This is a genomic window from Nostoc sp. CHAB 5836 (assembly GCF_020829445.1).
In the GTDB taxonomy this organism is placed as follows: domain Bacteria; phylum Cyanobacteriota; class Cyanobacteriia; order Cyanobacteriales; family Nostocaceae; genus Nostoc.
Window position 1 is genome coordinate 12,100 of the sequence record NZ_JAIVFV010000032.1, and the last position, 17,346, is coordinate 29,445.

Annotated in this window: 19 protein-coding genes; 6 read left to right on the forward strand and 13 right to left on the reverse strand. The window is 43.0% G+C overall.

The window, feature by feature from the left end; all coding sequences use genetic code 11:
• Positions 1-310: 310 nt before the first annotated feature.
• Complete coding sequence (gene iscB / locus LC605_RS09255; protein WP_229547267.1) at positions 311-1,594, reverse strand: RNA-guided endonuclease IscB; 1,284 nt, start codon at positions 1,592-1,594, stop codon at positions 311-313.
• A gap of 214 nt (positions 1,595-1,808) precedes the next feature.
• Complete coding sequence (locus LC605_RS09260) at positions 1,809-2,597, reverse strand: cysteine hydrolase family protein (RefSeq protein WP_229547268.1); 789 nt, start codon at positions 2,595-2,597, stop codon at positions 1,809-1,811.
• An 81-nt stretch (positions 2,598-2,678) separates the two neighbouring features.
• On the opposite strand from LC605_RS09260, the gene LC605_RS09265 reads away from it, so the two are divergent.
• Positions 2,679-4,100, forward strand: a complete 1,422-nt coding sequence (locus LC605_RS09265) for an amidohydrolase (protein ID WP_229547269.1) — start codon at positions 2,679-2,681, stop codon at positions 4,098-4,100.
• Positions 4,101-4,780: 680 nt separating this feature from the next.
• Here the strand turns inward: LC605_RS09265 and LC605_RS09270 are convergent.
• From LC605_RS09270 to LC605_RS09300, 7 genes are all read right to left on the reverse strand, one after another.
• On the reverse strand, positions 4,781-5,119 hold the full coding sequence (locus LC605_RS09270; RefSeq protein ID WP_229547270.1) for a CpeR family transcriptional regulator: 339 nt from the start codon (positions 5,117-5,119) through the stop codon (positions 4,781-4,783).
• Positions 5,113-5,742: a chromophore lyase CpcT/CpeT gene (locus tag LC605_RS09275; protein ID WP_229547271.1), complete on the reverse strand. Its 630-nt coding sequence runs from the start codon at positions 5,740-5,742 to the stop codon at positions 5,113-5,115. The genes LC605_RS09270 and LC605_RS09275 overlap by 7 nt, the downstream gene beginning before the upstream one ends.
• A gap of 92 nt (positions 5,743-5,834) precedes the next feature.
• Entirely contained in the window at positions 5,835-6,371 is a 537-nt protein-coding gene (locus LC605_RS09280; protein ID WP_229547272.1) for a phycobiliprotein lyase, read from the reverse strand.
• A gap of 184 nt (positions 6,372-6,555) precedes the next feature.
• Positions 6,556-7,314 (reverse strand): phycobilisome rod-core linker polypeptide, encoded by a 759-nt coding sequence (locus LC605_RS09285; protein WP_229547273.1) that lies wholly within the window; start codon positions 7,312-7,314, stop codon positions 6,556-6,558.
• A gap of 718 nt (positions 7,315-8,032) precedes the next feature.
• Positions 8,033-8,791 (reverse strand): phycobilisome rod-core linker polypeptide, encoded by a 759-nt coding sequence (locus LC605_RS09290; RefSeq protein WP_229547274.1) that lies wholly within the window; start codon positions 8,789-8,791, stop codon positions 8,033-8,035.
• 37 nt (positions 8,792-8,828) lie between these two features.
• Complete coding sequence (locus LC605_RS09295) at positions 8,829-9,692, reverse strand: phycobilisome linker polypeptide (RefSeq protein ID WP_229547275.1); 864 nt, start codon at positions 9,690-9,692, stop codon at positions 8,829-8,831.
• 632 nt (positions 9,693-10,324) lie between these two features.
• Positions 10,325-11,122: a phycobilisome protein gene (locus LC605_RS09300; RefSeq protein WP_229547276.1), complete on the reverse strand. Its 798-nt coding sequence runs from the start codon at positions 11,120-11,122 to the stop codon at positions 10,325-10,327.
• A gap of 72 nt (positions 11,123-11,194) precedes the next feature.
• On the opposite strand from LC605_RS09300, the gene LC605_RS09305 reads away from it, so the two are divergent.
• Positions 11,195-11,863 carry a HEAT repeat domain-containing protein gene (locus LC605_RS09305; RefSeq protein ID WP_229547277.1) on the forward strand — a complete coding sequence of 223 codons (669 nt, stop codon included), beginning with the start codon at positions 11,195-11,197 and terminating at the stop codon, positions 11,861-11,863.
• Positions 11,864-12,088: 225 nt separating this feature from the next.
• On the opposite strand, the gene LC605_RS09310 is transcribed toward LC605_RS09305, so the two are convergent.
• On the reverse strand, positions 12,089-12,937 hold the full coding sequence (locus LC605_RS09310) for a pentapeptide repeat-containing protein (RefSeq protein ID WP_229547278.1): 849 nt from the start codon (positions 12,935-12,937) through the stop codon (positions 12,089-12,091).
• A 116-nt stretch (positions 12,938-13,053) separates the two neighbouring features.
• Between LC605_RS09310 and LC605_RS09315 the strand changes: the two genes are divergently transcribed.
• The 4 genes from LC605_RS09315 (at position 13,054) to LC605_RS09330 (ending at position 15,326) form a co-directional block, all read left to right on the forward strand.
• Positions 13,054-13,632: a phycobiliprotein lyase gene (locus LC605_RS09315; RefSeq protein WP_229547279.1), complete on the forward strand. Its 579-nt coding sequence runs from the start codon at positions 13,054-13,056 to the stop codon at positions 13,630-13,632.
• The gene (locus LC605_RS09320) at positions 13,619-13,756 is read left to right on the forward strand and encodes a hypothetical protein (RefSeq protein WP_229547280.1); all 138 of its coding nucleotides are present in this window, start codon (positions 13,619-13,621) and stop codon (positions 13,754-13,756) included. Before LC605_RS09315 ends, LC605_RS09320 begins: the two co-directional genes overlap by 14 nt.
• Positions 13,757-13,839: 83 nt before the next feature.
• Complete coding sequence (locus tag LC605_RS09325; protein ID WP_229547281.1) at positions 13,840-14,574, forward strand: 15,16-dihydrobiliverdin:ferredoxin oxidoreductase; 735 nt, start codon at positions 13,840-13,842, stop codon at positions 14,572-14,574.
• Between the two features lie 5 nt (positions 14,575-14,579).
• Entirely contained in the window at positions 14,580-15,326 is a 747-nt protein-coding gene (locus LC605_RS09330) for a phycoerythrobilin:ferredoxin oxidoreductase (RefSeq protein WP_309143260.1), read from the forward strand.
• A 214-nt stretch (positions 15,327-15,540) separates the two neighbouring features.
• On the opposite strand, the gene LC605_RS09335 is transcribed toward LC605_RS09330, so the two are convergent.
• The 3 genes from LC605_RS09335 to LC605_RS09340 form a co-directional block, all read right to left on the reverse strand.
• Positions 15,541-16,437, reverse strand: coding sequence for a phosphorylase (locus tag LC605_RS09335; protein ID WP_229547283.1), 897 nt, complete (start codon positions 16,435-16,437; stop codon positions 15,541-15,543).
• Between the two features lie 17 nt (positions 16,438-16,454).
• Entirely contained in the window at positions 16,455-16,586 is a 132-nt protein-coding gene (locus LC605_RS32875) for a hypothetical protein (protein WP_267868480.1), read from the reverse strand.
• 130 nt (positions 16,587-16,716) lie between these two features.
• Positions 16,717-17,148, reverse strand: a complete 432-nt coding sequence (locus LC605_RS09340; RefSeq protein WP_229547284.1) for a GFA family protein — start codon at positions 17,146-17,148, stop codon at positions 16,717-16,719.
• Positions 17,149-17,346 lie beyond the last annotated feature (198 nt).

Here is a 17,346-nt window from a genome sequence, read left to right on the forward strand (position 1 = left end):
TTGAATAATTCCAAAGCTTCGACTAAGCGCTCACACCAAAGTCCAAAATTTAAGAAGGTCTGAGAGCAAGTGAGTTTAAACACGAGAACAAATCTAAAATCTAAAATTCTTAATCAAAGAAAGAGGATTCATGCATAGGGTCAATCTAAAATCCAAAATCCTTCGACTGAGCGACTCGTGCCGAGCGGAGTCGAGGTAAGCCGAAGTCCAAAATTGAGTCATTCCTCACCAGACACCTCTCGCCGTGGAAGCCCCTGCTTTCAAGCATGGGGGCAAGGCGTAGGCGAATTTATTCGCCGTCAAGTTGGCTTCAAAAAGCATAACTATATCCATCCTTTTTATGAGTTGCTGAACAATACTTGTGGCTGATACCAGCAATTCTTCCCGCCTTAGTAGCGATATCGAAACTACCCGTAGCCCGACATAAAACACGTCCAATATATTCGCCAACTTTCTTTCCCTTGGTAACAACCGCTTTGATGATGTCTCCGGTTTGAAAACCAAAATGGATTTGTTTATTTGTGCGGTGACGACAAGGAATTCCAAATTTATCAGTACCGCACATTTGGCGAGTACCGTGACCATTAGCTGTAATTAACAATGGTTTAATACCTTTAATAATCAATTTGGGGGTTGACTTGCCGATAGTAGCAGCATCAGCCCAGTGACTTTTTGGTATCTTTTGTTGGCTACGATTAAACTTAGTCAAGCCTCCTGAACCTGTTTCTACTGGCAAGCCAGTTGCTTTTAAAGCGAATAGTAATGCAAAACTAGTTGCATTAACTGCGGCTGCATCAGTCAGAGGTCTTTTGGCTTGCTTCAAGATTATTTCTAATTTAGTTGGGTCTTTTTTGAGAAATTCTTTGATGTCTTTAGTGCCTTTCTTAATATTACATTTCTCGCAACTTAGAGTGATATTTGTAATTGAATTTGAGCCTCCTTTTGCTCTGGGATGAATATGTTCAACTTGAAAGGTAATGTCTTTTATGCCACAGTAAGCGCATTGTCTACCCCATTTTTCAAGTAAATATTCTCTGGTTTCGTAGCCAGCTAAAGTTCCCTGTTGGTACTCTTCTCCTTGAATATCTGGCTTAAGCATTAGCTGCATATCAAAGCGAACTAATTCCTGGCTAATGGCTTTGATTGGTGCAAGTTTACGTAATCTTTCAACCCAAGTTTTGATATTTTCAACACGACTTTGTAAGCTTGGTGCTAACCATCCATCTCGATGTGGGCGGTTTTTGAATCTTGGTTTCCTGTAACGAGTAATTCTTGCCCGTCTACTACGTCTTAATTGTCGCCTAGAAGTTAAAGCATCTCTGATGGCAAAGCCTCTATGTTTTAATTCTGCTGCAAAGACGACCTCTCCAGTTGAATCGTTAACTAATGCAATTCCAGTTGTTTTTGCGCCAGGGTCAATCTTTAGTCTGAGTGGTGATATAGGTGATTCAGGCTTTGATTCTTTGAGAATAATGGTGAACGGAAAGCGTCTAAATATTGCTGCTTTTTTGTTTCTTAATAGAAGTCTTGCTTGTGCTGAATGAATTGGGTTTAATGGTCTTTTTTCGGTGTCTAAAACAAATACTTTGCACATAAAGTGCCTCCTTTCGGGTAATGTTAGCTTTGACAATGTTAGAGGTCGGTACTTTCACGCGCGACACTGGTTTAACCCTTTAAGCCTGTTTAATCGTTCGGTTCTAGAGCAAGGAACTAGCTTCGCATCCCTTGGTAGGTCTTGAACTCTTGCCTCTAACGTAGCCACTTAAGGCTTAGTCTGGTCAGATGTGGGCTTTTTCAAGCCCCCGCCTTTAGGCGTGGGGTTTCTGACTGTTTTGCAGCGCTGTTAAAATCCCTTGCGATTCGGTGACAAAACCAAAGCATTGTTTGACGTTATACAATGTCGCCATCCAACAATATTCAGGAGAAGTGGTAGCGGTACAGTCTTTAACTAACACGCAGTCATATCCTAAGAAGTTGGCATCACATAACGTGGTTAGCACACATTGATCAGCATTCACACCAGCAAAAAACAATGTTGTCCTTCCCAAATTCCGCAAGATACTATCTAATGGCGTATCCCAAAATCCACTCATGCGGTATTTGTCCACACGAATATCTTCGGGAAGTTGTTCTAGTTCGTCTACTACTGCTGCGGCCCAACTACCTGCCATCAGTACTCTAGCACCATTGCTTGGCAGTGGATCGCCCAATCCCACGCCTTCTCCTGTGGGATTATAGACGTGACGCGAACTAGCACTAATATTGAGCAAGTCGGGACGATTTCCCCAATTTACCCAAATTACCGGAACACCAACTTCACGCAGTTCGATAAGTAAGTTGTTCAAAGGTTCAATCGGCTGACGCGCCGGAGTTACGTCCACGCCGATATGCGCCAACCAACCATCAGGATGACAGAAGTCGTTTTGCATATCAATGACGAGGATAGCAGTTTTTGCCAAGTCTAGGCGCAGGATTTTAGTTTCTGTTGATAAAATAACGGGTTGTGGGATCTTTTGAGGACGAGTAATATCTGCGATCGCATCATTCACTGTCCACGCATTTGGTGCAACTCCCAATGTCCGTAATGGTAAATTCATAAAATTGCAATACCCAACACCATTCTCTATTTTGTAACTTGAAATTCAGTTGAAAATACAATTACTTAATCAAGGTTAAATATGGTCAATTTTACGATTGAGAATGTTTTGATTGCCGCCAGTGATGATTATGCAACGGTAGATGTACAGATTGTAGATGGTAGAATTGCAGCCATTTCCCCTAATTTACAAGTAATCGGCACTGCCATAGATGGTAAAAATAAACTGTTGCTACCAGGCTTTTTCAATGCTCACACCCACTCATCAGAGATGTGGCAACGGGGGATCATGTCAGTTTTCCCTTTAGAATTATGGTTAGCAGAACTGTATGATTTTGCCCCTCTCGATCCGGAACAGATTTATCTGGGGGCCTTGGGTACTGCGGTGGAAACCCTACTTTCGGGCGGGACGAGTGTGGTAGATCATCTGGTGTTAATTCCCGGACTTGAGTTAGAAACCATCGCCATTGCAGTTCGCGCTTACACAGAAGTGGGAATTCGCGCCTTTATCGCCCCTCTAATTCAAGATGAATCCCTGACCGCAGGTATACCATCTGGGGAATCAGCCCAAAGTCATGAGCCTTATTTTCGCTCAACTGCGGCAACATTGGAAATTATTGAAGAGGCGGTACGACAATTTCATCGCCCGGACGAGGGTGTGAGTATTTTAGTTGCACCAACAGGGATACAATTATGTACGGATGCTTTATTTGAGGGATGTATCGAGTTAAGCGATCGCTATAATCTTTGTCGTCACTCTCATTTACTCGAAACTAAAGCACAGGAAAAACTTGCCCAAGAAAAGTACGGTTGTACTGCTGTTACACATCTTAAAAGAATCGGGTTTTTGAGCGATGTCTACAACGGGCTACGCCAACGCACAACACTTGCTCATTGCGTCTGGTTAAATGATGCTGATATCGCCATCCTTGCCGAAACTCAATCTACAGTTGTTCATAACCCCTTAAGTAATCTGCGTTTAGGCAGTGGCATAGCCCCGATTTTAAAATATCGCCAAGCTGGAATAAATGTCACTTTTGGTTGTGATGGTGCTTCGAGTAACGACTCTCAAGATTTGTTAGAAGCGATCAAAATTGGTTCAATCTTACACAACGTTACAGACTCAGATTATCAGCATTGGATTACACCCCGGCAAGCAGTGGAAATGGCATCATTGGGAGGTGCAAAAGGATTGAATATTGCAGACAAATTGGGTTCTTTAACTGTTGGCAAACAAGCTGACTTGGTACTTTATGACCTCACCAATTTATCATTATTACCCCGTACAGATCCCATTGGCTTATTAGTCTTAGGTCGTCCTACTAATGTTGTTGATAGTGCTTGGGTGAATGGCAAGCAAATTGTTGCCGATGGTAAAGTGACAACAATTAACGTTGATCAATTGCGACAAGAATTATTTAATCGCAGTCAATGGGAAACTAAGCGTAAGTCTGAAACCGTCGCACAAATGGAAGCACATTATCGTACGGTTATGGAGTTATGACTCTCCCCGCGATAAATCGACGGGGATTCTTGCTTCAACGAAACCACTTAAGTGGAGCGACGCAAATAAAGCTAACTGGCTAAAGCTGTCATTTGTCATTTGTCCTTCGTCATTTATAAGGGTTAAACGTGTATTTACGTTTCGTAATATAGCTTGGTTTATTTTTGCCGACTTACTCAACAAGGTTATAGTCCAATACGCTTGGGTTAAGGATAATTGTAGGTTGGGTTGAAGGTCGTGAAACCCAACAAACCCCAATACAGTTCAGTTAAGCATTTCTTTCTTCTCTTTGCGTCCTTCTCTTACGAGACGCTGCGCGAAGGCGTCCTTCTGCCAAGGGGAGACGCACTCGCGTTTGCGGTTCGTTAAAAAAACTGACTTTTACTCAGAGTTTTAGCCTTAACCCAAGCGTATTGGTTTATGTCTAGAATGAAATAGCCCTGCCTTCACAGCCAGGATTAATTTATCAAGTTTTGGGGACTTTTTTCGTGACATTTTCTAACAAACTTAGACGGCTAACTGTTAATAACCAACAGCTAATCATCATCAAAAATTAGCAATTAGATATTAACAATTAGCCGTCAACCCCCTTGGGGAGTATTTAAAATTAAAAACTCAAAACTTAATGTTGAATTGGAGTGTCGAAGCCTGTCAGAAGAACTTCCCCAGGATCGTAACTCTCAAGCCCGCTCATCAAATCTCGTGTAGAAACCACCGTATTTTATCCAGTATTGTTTCAAAGTATGATGAGGCGTATGTAAACTAGCTTTTGCCTGATATAAAATAACTTGACGATGATCCCCCATCCAAATTTTATTAATGGGGTCAACGGATATTATTGTTCCTCCTAAAGAAGCGACACATTCAGAGAATCTCTCAATCGTCGTGTATTCTAACGTCTCGAAGATGAAAAAGTTACCCGAACAAATCAAGTGACGGCTGCGAATCCAGCAACGCATCTTTTTTTCAGCTAGTGGAGGTAACATTTTGGTTTTAACAGATTGAAGCTGAATCAACATAATGCGCTCACCGCACGTAATTCATCAGCAAAACTTTCGCGTTTTTCAAACCGCAATGGGCCAGCAGTTGATCCCCATATTTGCTCGTGGGTTTCAATATCCATACCTTTATCTAGACTTATCCAAGTCCCCTCGGTTACTTCAACTTCGCTGACAAGATATGTTTGGCATCCATTGCGCTTAATCAGACATTGATTGCCCGGTTCTACACTACCTCGAAACATTTCACCTTCTCGTTGAAAAACCATTGAACAGTGATAACGCCGTTCGATGGTCTCTGGGGTGATGGTTTTGAGGATATCTAATTCACGAGCAGCACCTGCATAAAGCATAGGGTCTTTCAAGCTGTAATTTTCGATATAAATGCGATCGCCTAAATCGACTAGTCTATGTACTCCCTGGCGATAGGGTGTCCATAAATCGTGGTCATATGCTTGTTCAGAATAAAAACCGATGGCAGAAAAAAATTCAATCGGTAAAGGACGAAAATAAATGTGAATGTGGGCGTAAAGTTGCGGATTTGCAAAAGATTGCTGGTAATTGCTAAAATCTCCTGCCATCCAACAGGCTAAAGTGAGCAAATCGCTAGCATTGGTGCTAGATTCACTGGGCGCTATCGTCACGTCGCTTCGCTCCGAATTCAAAAGTCACGGATTACAATCCTCATAAATAAATTTAGGAGCTTGCATCCTTTTATGTTTTAACCTGATATTTATTAACTTGTTGAACTTGACAAAGAGCGAATCTCTGAAGAAAAGGAAGCTGTTGTCACGCCTTTGCCATCACCGGTTTTAATCGTCGCTACGCGAAATCGCAGATTTGGGTTAGCAAACCAAATTCGCTCCTCAGCAGCAGCGAGGTCATACTCTGTTAGCAAGGTAAAAATACCATCGTCACTGAGATGATATTTAGCCACTGCTGGAATTGTTTCAGCGTATCCCTGATCCCGCAAGAGTTTTCCTCTAGAAGGATTTTCGACATCGGGAATTGGCACCAGCACAGTACTACCAGAGATTGGTTTATCGTCCCAGTCTGATTCACCTTCCCAAGTCATCCGAAAAGGGTGGGTGATAGTGGCGGGGTCAGTGTCATACAATTGACAGATTGCTAGCACCGCCGGATCATTTGTGGGTAGAGACTCAATGTCAATGTTAGATAAGACTTGTTCAAAGTGGGCGAATGCTAAATGATGACCGCTACGCTGCGATCGCCATCGTCCAATTGAAAGTTCAAAGAATTCAGTAATTTCCATTAGAAAAATGATTTTAAAAAGTAGCTTACAAATTCCAATTTTGCTTAAATCTTTTCCCTCACCCCCAGCCCCTCTCCCAAAGATGGGAGAGGGGAGACATAATTCTAGTTCCCCGAATTCCAAACATGGCATTCGCGGTTAGGAGATGAGGGCTATCAAGGGAATGGCACATTTGGGATATTCCCTAAGCAACTTCAGTGATACTGGTGATTTTACCGCCCATTCGATGAATGTTTTGCACTTGTTCAGACAGTTGGTTGTAGTTAACTAGATATTCCAGGTTTCCCAGACGACTACGGACATTAGCTACACCTTTGACTACCTTAATCAAGAAGCGTTTGTTGGTGCTGCTGACACTAGAACCAGCAACGGGAGCCTTGATGGATGTGGGTAAATTGGAACCGATATCGCTGATCAGTTTGGCTTTGCGATCGCGATCGCTGCTAGCTACTCCTCTCACTAAGGTAAAGGTGCGGTTAAAGCTAACATTCTTAATTCCGATTTGGGAGGTAGTGCTGCGAACATAGGGAACAATATTCTCGCCAAAATTCTGCTGATACTCGTCGCTATCGATATAGGATTCGATCTCAGCATCATAGCCCTGTTCGTTGTAGATGCGCACGTGTTCAGAAATTTCTGCCTGATCAGCAGGAGGACGGCCTAGTAGGTGTTTGAAGTTGAGTTCAATAAACCGATACTGGGAAGAAGAGTTGAAAAACAGCGATTGATAAAGCTCTGATTTCGCAACGCGCTTGACGAATTCGCGGACGTTGATTTTGCGATCGCGCAATTGCGATTCAATACTGGCTAGTCGCTCACTTTCCAACAAGTGAGCATTGCCCAAAACCTGTTTATAAACTGCCCGAATTAGTGTTTGTAATTCACTTTCGCTGGTGTTTGGACGCAGTTCAATCTTAGGTGAATCAATAGCCCAAAGTGACATTGAGGTATCTCCTGAAAAACTCTAATTAAATGAAATTTCCAAGCATCCTATCCCTTATAAGTACGTTGGCGCAATTGCATGGAATACAGACCTAACCCCCAGCCCCTTCCCTACTAGCGTTGGGGAGTAAGACTCAAAGCCTCTCCCCTTCTCCCAAGGGGAGAGGCTAGCGCCAAGGGAGAAGACCGCACTGGCTCCCCAAAGTCGCCGAACGAAGAGCAAAGAAGGTAAAATCCAGTTCCCTCCCCGATTTCGGGGAGGGTTAGGGTGGGGTTCTTTATTATGCAGCTTGATATTAAATTGGTATCAGAGTGTATTGCTTCCATTGGAGAAGCGCTATAGAGGTGGAATTTGCCATCAGTTGTCAGTTTTTTGCCACTAACTAGCTTTTGTAAAACTTTAGTTTGTTAAATTGCGTTAAATATCTTTGGATATGACAACTAACGGCGTAATTGATCAAACCCCAGATCAGCGATCGCTTTGGTTAACTTTTGATGAATGATCAACACTGGGTATTAGAGAGTGGAGACTGAGTACGATGGAAATTCTTCCCCAATCTCTAATCTCTAATCCCCAATTTCTATTCCTTTAGGACTGACGCAACTGGCATATTATTTTTAGTTTGTAGTGAGGACTTTAGTCCTCTTTCATCAGGGCTGAAGCCCTGACTACAAACTAAAAACTTTTATTGTTTGTGACACTTGCGTAAGTCCTATCCTTAAACAATCTCTGTGATGCTCACAATCTTCCCATTATTGCGATTAATCCACTGAATTTGTGGTGTTATCTTATTAGCAGGAACGATGTACTCGGTTGTAGCACGACGGCGAGGATTGTCAAATTTTCCACTTCCACCCCGAACGAGGATTTTAAACCTCTTTTCAGTACTACCAACCGCAGAGGGTGAGGTAATCTTGCTAGCGCTGTTGGTTGCGACTGCATACACCAACTGAGAGGACTTGATGGCACTTGAGGTTTCAGCTACACCACGGACAAGACTAAAAATCCGGTTATAACCGACCTGCTTTTGCCCTACCTGGCTACTGTTTCCCTGATAGTAGGGTACAGTATTTTCGCCAAAGGCAGCTTGGTACTCATCGCTATCAATGTAAGAGTCGATATCGGCATCATACCCGCTTTCAACGGTACGACAGATATGCTCAGAAACCTCTGTCTGATCTAGAGGCGCACGACCTAGAAGATGCTTAAAGTTTAGTTCAATGAACCGATAGGGAGCAGTGGTTTCAAAAAAACGGGCCCGGTAAATCTCAGACTTGGCAACGACTCGCACAAAGTCACGCACGGTGATTTTGCGATCGCGCAATTGTGATTCACCATTCACGAGTCGCTCACTTTCTAACAAGTGAGCGTTACCCAAAACCTGCTTATACACGGCTCTAATCACCGCTTCCACTTCTTCATTCGAGCTAGTTTGCCATAGCTCCACTTTCGGGGAATTTATAACGATGCTTCCCATTTATCTTTTTCCCAAGCTGAGTTTGTAGATTGATTCTCTAGTTTACAGGAGTAATACTGGCGATTACACCACCTTGCTTGTGAATCCGTTGATACTCTTGTGAAAGCTGATTGTATGGCACGAAAAACACCTGGTTACTGCGGCGAAACTTGGAAATGCTATTTACCACATTTGCCTTGTAGCCAGTGACTTCAACCCGATAGACTTTACCATCCTCACCAGATCCTACACCTTGACGGGTGCGAGGAGCAGATGTCGGGTTGCGGAATGCAGCACCCTTGCTAGCTGGTGAAATTACGGGGGTAGGTGTGCTTTGAATTAGCAGACTGTTCAATTTTGGTTGTTTGCCAGCTAAGTCACCTTTCAGGCTGCTGCTAGAGGAACCACGTACCAGTTGGAATAAGTGGGTAAACTGAACCAAACTCTTGATAGCTTCGGTTTTGTAGCCCCGAATATAAGGGACTATGTTTTCCCCAAAGGTTTCTTGGTATTCGTCGCTATCTAGATAGGAATCAATCTCACTCTCAAAGCCTTTTGTATCCAGAATAGTGCTGTGTATACGCGCTTCTTCTAGATCTAATGGCGCACGCCCAAGGAAATGCCTGAAATTTAATTCAATCGCGCGATAGCGGGGGGCGCTATCAAAAAACCGCGATCGGTAAAGCTCGGACTTTCCGACTTGACGTACAAACTCGCGAACGCTGATTTCACCCTGTTTGAGTTTAGATTCAGGAACGGCAAGCCGCTCACTCTCCATTACATAAGCATTGCCTAGAACTTGCTTATAGACGGAGTTAATTACGGTTTCAACTTCCTCATTAGAGCGATTTGGCCACAGATCAATAGGATCGGTATCTTCAAACAGAGCGACCCCTAATCGTGATGCTGGTCCGAAAGCCATTCCAACTATCTCCCAGTTAACAACTAAATTTTATGAGAACGATATTCAGCAAATGTTAAAAAACTTTACATCATTGTGACGAAGTACAGTCCATACAGACTTTAAATCCTTATTAGTCTTAATGATTTTAAGTTTTTACATCCTTTGCCTTTACACATTCTGATACGATGGTGAAGCCATATTTATTAAAATTTGTGAAGTTAAATCATACTTTAGAGAAATTTCAGCTTTTTTTTAGTATTGCATTTAGGATTGGGATACAGATGATGGTATTGTTTTCTTCCTTTGAGTAAGAGTACTACTCCCTTCCTGCCAGAAGAATACCTAATTTTTTTTACGTAGACGCTTCGGCTTGCCGCAGGCTACCGCAAACGCGAGTGCGTCTCCCCCTGGGAGAAGGACGCCAAGGACACCAAGGAAGAGAGAGAAAAATTAATAGGTAATCTTGTAGGGGGAAGGGAGTAATTGTGCTGAGTTACCGAAGCTCATATCGGTAAGTAGGCAAGAATGAAAGGGAACTCTCAACTCTTAACAGGGAAATAAGCCACCCACTAGGGGTGGGGTTTCAACCTACCTTGCGATGATGCGGATTTTTTCCCTTGACTTCGAGCGAGGTTTTAAGTCCACTTAACTTATGGAATTTGGAAAGTAGCCAGTTGGCTGATTAAATGGTCAAAATAGGGAGCAAGAGTTTCCTGCTGATTGCTTTGGCAGCGTTTCAAACTAGCAGCCTTGATGCCTTTTAAGCCTAAAAGCATTGCTTCTAAAGGAACTTGTAATTCCTGATAGAGCAAATTCATATAGTGCAGTCCTGTGGGATTGGTATACTTAGTGTGACCACCTGCGATGCCATAGGTAATACAGCGAAGAAAATGCCAAAAATCTCGCCAGCAAGCTTGGGCGCGTTCCGGTGGATAAAGGCCGCCTCCAGCCTGGGTAATTTCGGGATAAGTCGCTAAAACTTGCTCCCTAGCTTCATCAACGATTTCGGCTGCGCGATCGCGTAATAATTGAGCAACAGGAATCAACTCAGAATTATCGGGTGACAAGGTTTTAACTTGGGATAAATCTTCGTCGTCCAGGTAGCGAAAAGCATCATCCGCAGCTTGGAATATGGCGATTGCGGCTTTTGGATGGGACTGTTCCCACTCTGCAAAGCTAACAATTCGAGCTTTGGCTATTAATTCTTTGACGGTTTCGGTTAATTGAGTCATTGATTTAGGATATGGGGGAGATGGGGGAGATGGGGGAGATGGGGGAGATGAGGGAGATGGGGGAGATGAGGGAGATGAGGGAGATGGGGGAGATGAGGGAGATGAGGGAGATGGGGGAGATGAGGGAGATGGGGGAGGATAAGCAATGACCAATGACCAATGACAAATGACCAATGACAAATGACCAATGACCAATGACAAATGACAAATACCCATTATTTTAGAATGCGATCGCCATTTGGTGACATCTGTAAAATAAAGTAAAGAAAAGCTCTACTAAATGCACCTATGGAAATCGATAAAATTCAAACTGAATTGAAGAACCCAGATTTTCACTATCGCTTGAAGGCGATCGCTGCCCTCGATCATTATGAGTCAGAAGTTGCAGTTCCTCTGCTAACGAGTAAACTTCATGACTCAGAATTTTTGGTGCGTTCTTTTGTCGCCAGGGGTTTGGGTAATCAACAATCAGCCGAATCTTTTGCGGCTTTGATGCAAATTATGAAATTCGACGATACGCCCAACGTGCGAGCTGAGGCGGCTAATTCTTTATCGCTATTTGGCAGAGTCGCAGTTTCTCATCTAGTTTTGGCATTTTATCAGGATGACCACTGGCTTGTACGACGGAGCATTTTGGCGGCGATCGCTGAAATGGATTGCCCTGAAGAACTATTTGATATCTGCGTTCAGGGTTTAAAAGATGAAGATTTCACAGTTCAGGAATCCTCTGTCGATGCACTCGGCTTGTTAGCGAATTCTAACCAACATACTGCGGCATTATCTCAAATACTAACGTTGGTGAATGATGAATCTTGGCGGATGCGTGTGCGAGTTAGCTATGCCCTCAAACGATTTGACGAGCCAAATGCAAAAGCAGCCCTGAACCAACTCAGACAAGATGAAGATCACCGAGTTGTCGGAGCTGCTTTAGAAGACTTGTTACCACAATCAAATTAAGGGGACAGAACACTAGTACCGCAAGGCGGAAGTCAAAAGTCAAAAGTCAAAAGTCAAAAGTATTATGGAATAAGCTCTTTAGGGCTTTTTAATGGTCTGCTTATTTACGCCGACCTGTACTAGACATCTGGTAGAAATTAAATATGCGTTACCCACAACCCTTGTAGAGACGTAGCAGTGCTACGTCTCTACATTTTCGGAGATGTCTACTAGTAATTAGCTTGCTCAAGCACTCAAACTCTCACGAGTTGTCGTGCGGGTGTAAGCGTTCCAAACATCGAGTTCTGAATGTGGACGGCTAGAAAGCATGGCTTTAGTTGCTTGTGTAAGTCCTTGGGCAAGAGTAAAATCTGCTCCAGCAATACTTTGAAGATGCTCCATCTCTGCATCACTGAAGTCAGCTGCTCGCAGGTCTGTATCCCGCAAATCCGCTCCAGTCAATCGAGCATTCCGTAAGCAAGCCCCTGTCAAATAAGCTTTTGTTAGATCAGCGCCACTCAAAGCCGCACCTTGCAAATTGGCTCCTGTCAAGTCAGCGCCACTCAGGTAAGCTCCACGCAGATTAGCGCCTTGCAAATCTGCGTATCGTAAAGAAGCTGTATTGAGAAAAGCACCATTCAGATTCGCACCTGGCCCCACTGCTCCCGAAGCCTTGTAGTTATATTCTTGCGGCCATTTCGTATGTGCATCATAACGTGCTACTTGGAGTTTAGCTCCCTCCAAATTTGCACCACTGAGATTTGCTTGCTGGAGATTAGCACGGTTTAAATAGGCTCCTTGCAAATTAGCCCCACTCAAATCGGCTCCTCGCAGATTAGCGCCTCGCAAATCAGCCCCACTCAAATTGGCATTACTCAAGACCGCCTGACTGAGATCGGCTCCTAGTAGCCTGACTTTACTCAAGTTAGCTTGCCGTAAATCTAGTTCCCTGAGATTGAATTGGTACAAATCGACCGAATCCAGAGGAATTCCTGCTTTCAGGGCTGTTAAGATTTCTGAAGTTGGACTGGGGTGTTGGGCAAAGCCGTTACCGTAGGCATCGCTAGTAATAAGTTGAATTTCACTATTTGTCATCAGCTGATTAAAATATAACTTTTGGAGTTATCCTACACTTTAGCTAAATGGGGACTTCATCTCATCACTCAGTATTCAATAACGCCAAAATTTGATCAAACGAGGTTTCAAAACAGATGTATCTAATACCGCCCTTGACAATGATCGACTTCTTCCGTAAAAGTGAGGGGACATGGTTTACGGAACGCTCCGTTCATCATTTTGACTCGGCGGCGGATGAGTCGGGGGAGTCGAATTTGATTATTAAAGTTATGGAAAAGAATGATCCCAAAGTCCAAGAAGTCTGTACAGCGCAAGGAATAGACTCGACTAAAGCAACAGGTGGTGCTAGCTTTGCATGGCAAGCTAACTTAGATACCAGGCTACCCAATACCGATAATGCTGCCATTTTGGTTGATGTTCCTGACGAAACCAGGCGTTCTGGAAAACTGATCCGCAACCAAGGCTATGTTGAGAGTATTCCGGTTGTGAGTCGGTATAGGTTTGCTGATGATGGAGTGCTGACGATTGATACTGACTATGACAATAATCAAGGTCAGGAACGTTGTTGGTTTGTTACGGATGATTTTCGCGTTAGGGTGAGTACCGTGCGAATGATGAACGGAGTCAACTTGATGACTTATTGTTCTGAGCGTCGTTGTGTTTCCCAAGAAGTCTTGGAGCAAATGATCAGTCGCAATTATGCTAAGGAATAGAGATGGGGGAGAGGGGGGAGATGAGGGAGATGAGGGAGAAGAGGGAGATGAGGGAGATGAGGGAGATGGGGGAGATGAGGGAGAACTTGCAACAAGTCTTTTCTTATGCCGAATGGGCTATTAAGGAATGTTGCTTTGTTTCTCATAAATGAGACGTGCATGATTGCCATCACTTATTTTCATGCAAGGGTTAACAAATCATGTTCCATGTATAAGCCTTTCCTGGAATTTTTAGAAAAAGAGCTATTTCAGCGTTTTGATTTACAAAGTAGGGCCATTCCCCCTGGTTTGGAATTCAAAGTTAGCGATCGCGGCAGAAACCCAGCAACTATTCGCAGTTGGTGTTACCAATGTCAAGAGTTGCGGAAAATTCGCTATACTTACATTGATGCTGGGGAAAGCGCTCAAATTTTTAACAGCGTGGTTTATCCGAGTCATCACTACGATTTACCTCTGTTAGGGATTGATTTTTTATCCTTTGGTAAAGTCAAAAATCTGATTGTGCTTGATTTTCAGCCTTTATTCCAGGATGAAGATTATCAAAAAAAATATATAGTTCAGCTCAAATCTCTCCATGATAAATACCCGGATTTGGCGCAAAACTTAGAAATGAAGTTTTACGATGCCAATCAGTATTTTTCTAAGTACCTATTGTTTGCCAAAACAGATGCCGAAACGGTGGCAACGCGGGTATTTGAAGCTTTTCAGGATTATTTAAACTTGTATTGGCAAATGTTAGCAGATGCCCAACCGCTCCAAGACCCTGAAGATATCCAGAGGATTGTCAAAGTCCAAAAAGATTATGACCAATATAGTGCAGACCGAGATCCAGCATCTGGTTTGTTTAGCAGTTACTTTGGTCATGAATGGGCAGAGCGCTTTCTCCATGAATTCTTATTTGAAGATGCTGTTCCCTTAGCAGTCGGTGTCAGCAAAAAATGACCGAAGTGACGCTTTATCAGCCGTTTCTCGATTATGCGATCGCCTATATGCGATCGCGCTTGGATTTACAACCCTATCCTATCCCCACCGGGTTTGAGTCCAAGAGTGCTGTTGTGGGTAAGGGAAAAAATCAGGAAGAGGTTGTCACCACTAGTTATGGGTTTCAAACCGCAAAATTACGGCAAATTCGTGCAGCTCATGTACAAGGTGGCAATTCGCTGCAAGTGCTGAATTTTGTGATTTTCCCCCGCCTCAACTACGATTTACCCTTTTTTGGGGCGGATTTGGTGACATTGCCTGGAGGACATCTAATTGCTTTGGATATGCAGCCCTTATTTCGCGATGATCCAGCATATCAGGCAAAATATACTGAACCAATTCTGCCGATTTTCCACGCCCATCAACAGCATCTATCTTGGGGAGGAGATTTTCCCGAAGAAGCACGACCATTTTTCTCTCCCGCTTTTCTGTGGACTCGTCCCCAAGAAACGGCTGTAGTAGAAACTCAAGTGTTTGCTGCTTTCAAAGACTATTTGAAAGCTTATCTAGATTTCGTAGAGCAAGCGGAAGCTGTCACAGATTCCCAAAATTTATTAGCCATTGAGCAAGCCCAACTGCGATACCTGCGATATCGGGCTGAAAAAGACCCAGCACGAGGGATGTTTAAACGCTTTTATGGTGCCGAATGGACTGAAGAATATATCCACGGCTTCTTATTTGACCTAGAGAGAAAATTAACAGCCATCAATTAGACGAGCGATCGCATGGTAAGAATTATTTAGGCGATCGCTTTTGTATCTAATGTTTTACAAGTTGAACCCAATAATGGTAAAGCTTATTTTTAACCCACGGAGGTGGGTTTTGTTTGTATAGCCGCGACTTCTAGTCGCCCGGTGAGTAGTAAATTAGACTTGTTCATTCAACCTCTTAGGGGAGACAAAGCGTAGCTTTGGCGAGGTGGGGTTCTTAGGATACAGCAACATTTTTGAGAATGGTCATCGGCCCTTGGGCTTTAAGAATCTCCATTTCTGCTGCGTTTCGCACAAGCAAAGCACCAGCAAATCCTAATGAATTTACAGAGATAGATTGAAAATGCTCCTGCGATCGCGGTACAATCAACATCCATTCTCGTGTCATCAGCAGATTGTAAGCACCCAATTGCATTGCATCTAAACCCACTGCATCTAGCAAGGTGCGATAAACTTCCAATGTTGTTTGTGCCCCTGTAAATGGCGATTGTACCCAATGGGGATTTAGTGGTGCGAAAGCGTGTATGAAAGGAAGTCTTGGTAAAGTTAGGTTAGATTCATGAAATTGGGCTGATGTTAGCAGAGGTTCAATAGGTATCTGCGGCCCTGAAGGTGCAAGTGGTAGTGGCACTAATTGTAAGTGCTTGTGTCCCTGACTAGCACCTGCGATTTTACCACTGTTATAAAATGCTAAACCATCAAAATCAGCCAAACACGCCCACATAGCCGTAAAATCTTCCAGAGTGAGTAAGCTTTCCTGTTCCTCGAAAGCACGGGTGATGATTAACAGGTGATCATCGACAACATTAAATTTATTTAAAATACATACATGAGTATCGGAAATATTTGCCACAAATAAATCCTCTTCGTAGGGTAAGAAAGGATTAAATTTTTGACCAGATGTAGCAGATTGTTTTTCCTGTTTCTCCTTGGCTGCTTTTTTGCGATTCAAGTTAGACAAAATCCGTACTAAAAAGCGCACGTTATCCTGTTCGACAAATTCAAATTCCGTCGCGATCGACAGCAACGCCCCACATTTTAAACCATGTTCAGTCCGTTGTTTGACACTTGTCCATAAAGTACCAGGCTGAAGTAAGATTTTATCCTGTACCATTTTTATTCCTTCAGGCATCAATGGAACACGCAATTGGGGCGCACATCTAAGTAAGTCGGCGTAAATAAAGCTAACTGGTGAAAGCTGTCATTTGTCATTTGTCCTTTGTCATTGGTAAAGGTTTCAGGTGTATTTACTTTTCGTAACATAGCTCTGTTTTTTTTCACCGACTTACTTATCATTGGTGTCAACTTACAGCAATTTTCAGGTAAATAGACCACACGGTAGGGGCGCAAGACCTTGCGCATTGCTGTCAACTTCAGTTAGAAAGATCAATCTTTACGGTTCTGATAGAGGTGCAAACTGTGCAAATACCTCTGCTCCTGTCAGATTCTTAGTTTCATTGGCAAAACAGTAATATTTCGGCTTTTCATCAATGAATATCTGATGATCGAAAACAAAATCTTCACAGTTATCAAAAAGTCCAGCAGGTATGAAATACTGGTTACTTTGTTTCAATTTGTAAAATAGATGGCTACCGCACTTGTTACAGAATCCACGCTCTGCCCATTCTGAAGATTGATAAACTCCGATATTTTCTTCACCAGAGAAGCTAACATCACTTTCACACTCAACTACTAACAAAGGGCCTCCACCCCAAGTGCGACACATACTACAATGACACGCTCCCACCTGATTATTCATAGGGGTTGTGGACAGGTTTACTACTCCACACAGGCAGCTACCTTTTGCAATGCTCACATTAGACATATTTTTTCTCCGATCCAAAAAATGCTAAACAATTGGTCAATTATCAAGTAAGTAGGTTGGCGCAATTAAAGTTAACTGGCTAAGGCTGTCATTTGTCCTTTGTCATTGGTCATTAGTAAAGGTTTTAAGCTTATTTACGTTTCGTAACATACTTAACTTTTTTCTGCACCAACGTACTTAATTAAAGGGTTTCTGAAG

Coding starts and splice junctions, on each gene's coding strand:
- iscB (WP_229547267.1), bottom strand. CDS start 1,594: ATGTGCAAAGTATTTGTTTTAGACACCGAAAAAAGACCATTAAACCCA.
- LC605_RS09260 (WP_229547268.1), bottom strand. CDS start 2,597: ATGAATTTACCATTACGGACATTGGGAGTTGCACCAAATGCGTGGACA.
- LC605_RS09265 (WP_229547269.1), top strand. CDS start 2,679: ATGGTCAATTTTACGATTGAGAATGTTTTGATTGCCGCCAGTGATGAT.
- LC605_RS09270 (WP_229547270.1), bottom strand. CDS start 5,119: ATGTTGATTCAGCTTCAATCTGTTAAAACCAAAATGTTACCTCCACTA.
- LC605_RS09280 (WP_229547272.1), bottom strand. CDS start 6,371: ATGGAAATTACTGAATTCTTTGAACTTTCAATTGGACGATGGCGATCG.
- LC605_RS09285 (WP_229547273.1), bottom strand. CDS start 7,314: ATGTCACTTTGGGCTATTGATTCACCTAAGATTGAACTGCGTCCAAAC.
- LC605_RS09290 (WP_229547274.1), bottom strand. CDS start 8,791: ATGGGAAGCATCGTTATAAATTCCCCGAAAGTGGAGCTATGGCAAACT.
- LC605_RS09295 (WP_229547275.1), bottom strand. CDS start 9,692: ATGGCTTTCGGACCAGCATCACGATTAGGGGTCGCTCTGTTTGAAGAT.
- LC605_RS09300 (WP_229547276.1), bottom strand. CDS start 11,122: ATGGGTATTTGTCATTTGTCATTGGTCATTGGTCATTTGTCATTGGTC.
- LC605_RS09305 (WP_229547277.1), top strand. CDS start 11,195: ATGGAAATCGATAAAATTCAAACTGAATTGAAGAACCCAGATTTTCAC.
- LC605_RS09310 (WP_229547278.1), bottom strand. CDS start 12,937: ATGACAAATAGTGAAATTCAACTTATTACTAGCGATGCCTACGGTAAC.
- LC605_RS09315 (WP_229547279.1), top strand. CDS start 13,054: ATGTATCTAATACCGCCCTTGACAATGATCGACTTCTTCCGTAAAAGT.
- LC605_RS09320 (WP_229547280.1), top strand. CDS start 13,619: ATGCTAAGGAATAGAGATGGGGGAGAGGGGGGAGATGAGGGAGATGAG.
- LC605_RS09325 (WP_229547281.1), top strand. CDS start 13,840: ATGTATAAGCCTTTCCTGGAATTTTTAGAAAAAGAGCTATTTCAGCGT.
- LC605_RS09335 (WP_229547283.1), bottom strand. CDS start 16,437: ATGGTACAGGATAAAATCTTACTTCAGCCTGGTACTTTATGGACAAGT.
- LC605_RS32875 (WP_267868480.1), bottom strand. CDS start 16,586: ATGTTACGAAAAGTAAATACACCTGAAACCTTTACCAATGACAAAGGA.
- LC605_RS09340 (WP_229547284.1), bottom strand. CDS start 17,148: ATGTCTAATGTGAGCATTGCAAAAGGTAGCTGCCTGTGTGGAGTAGTA.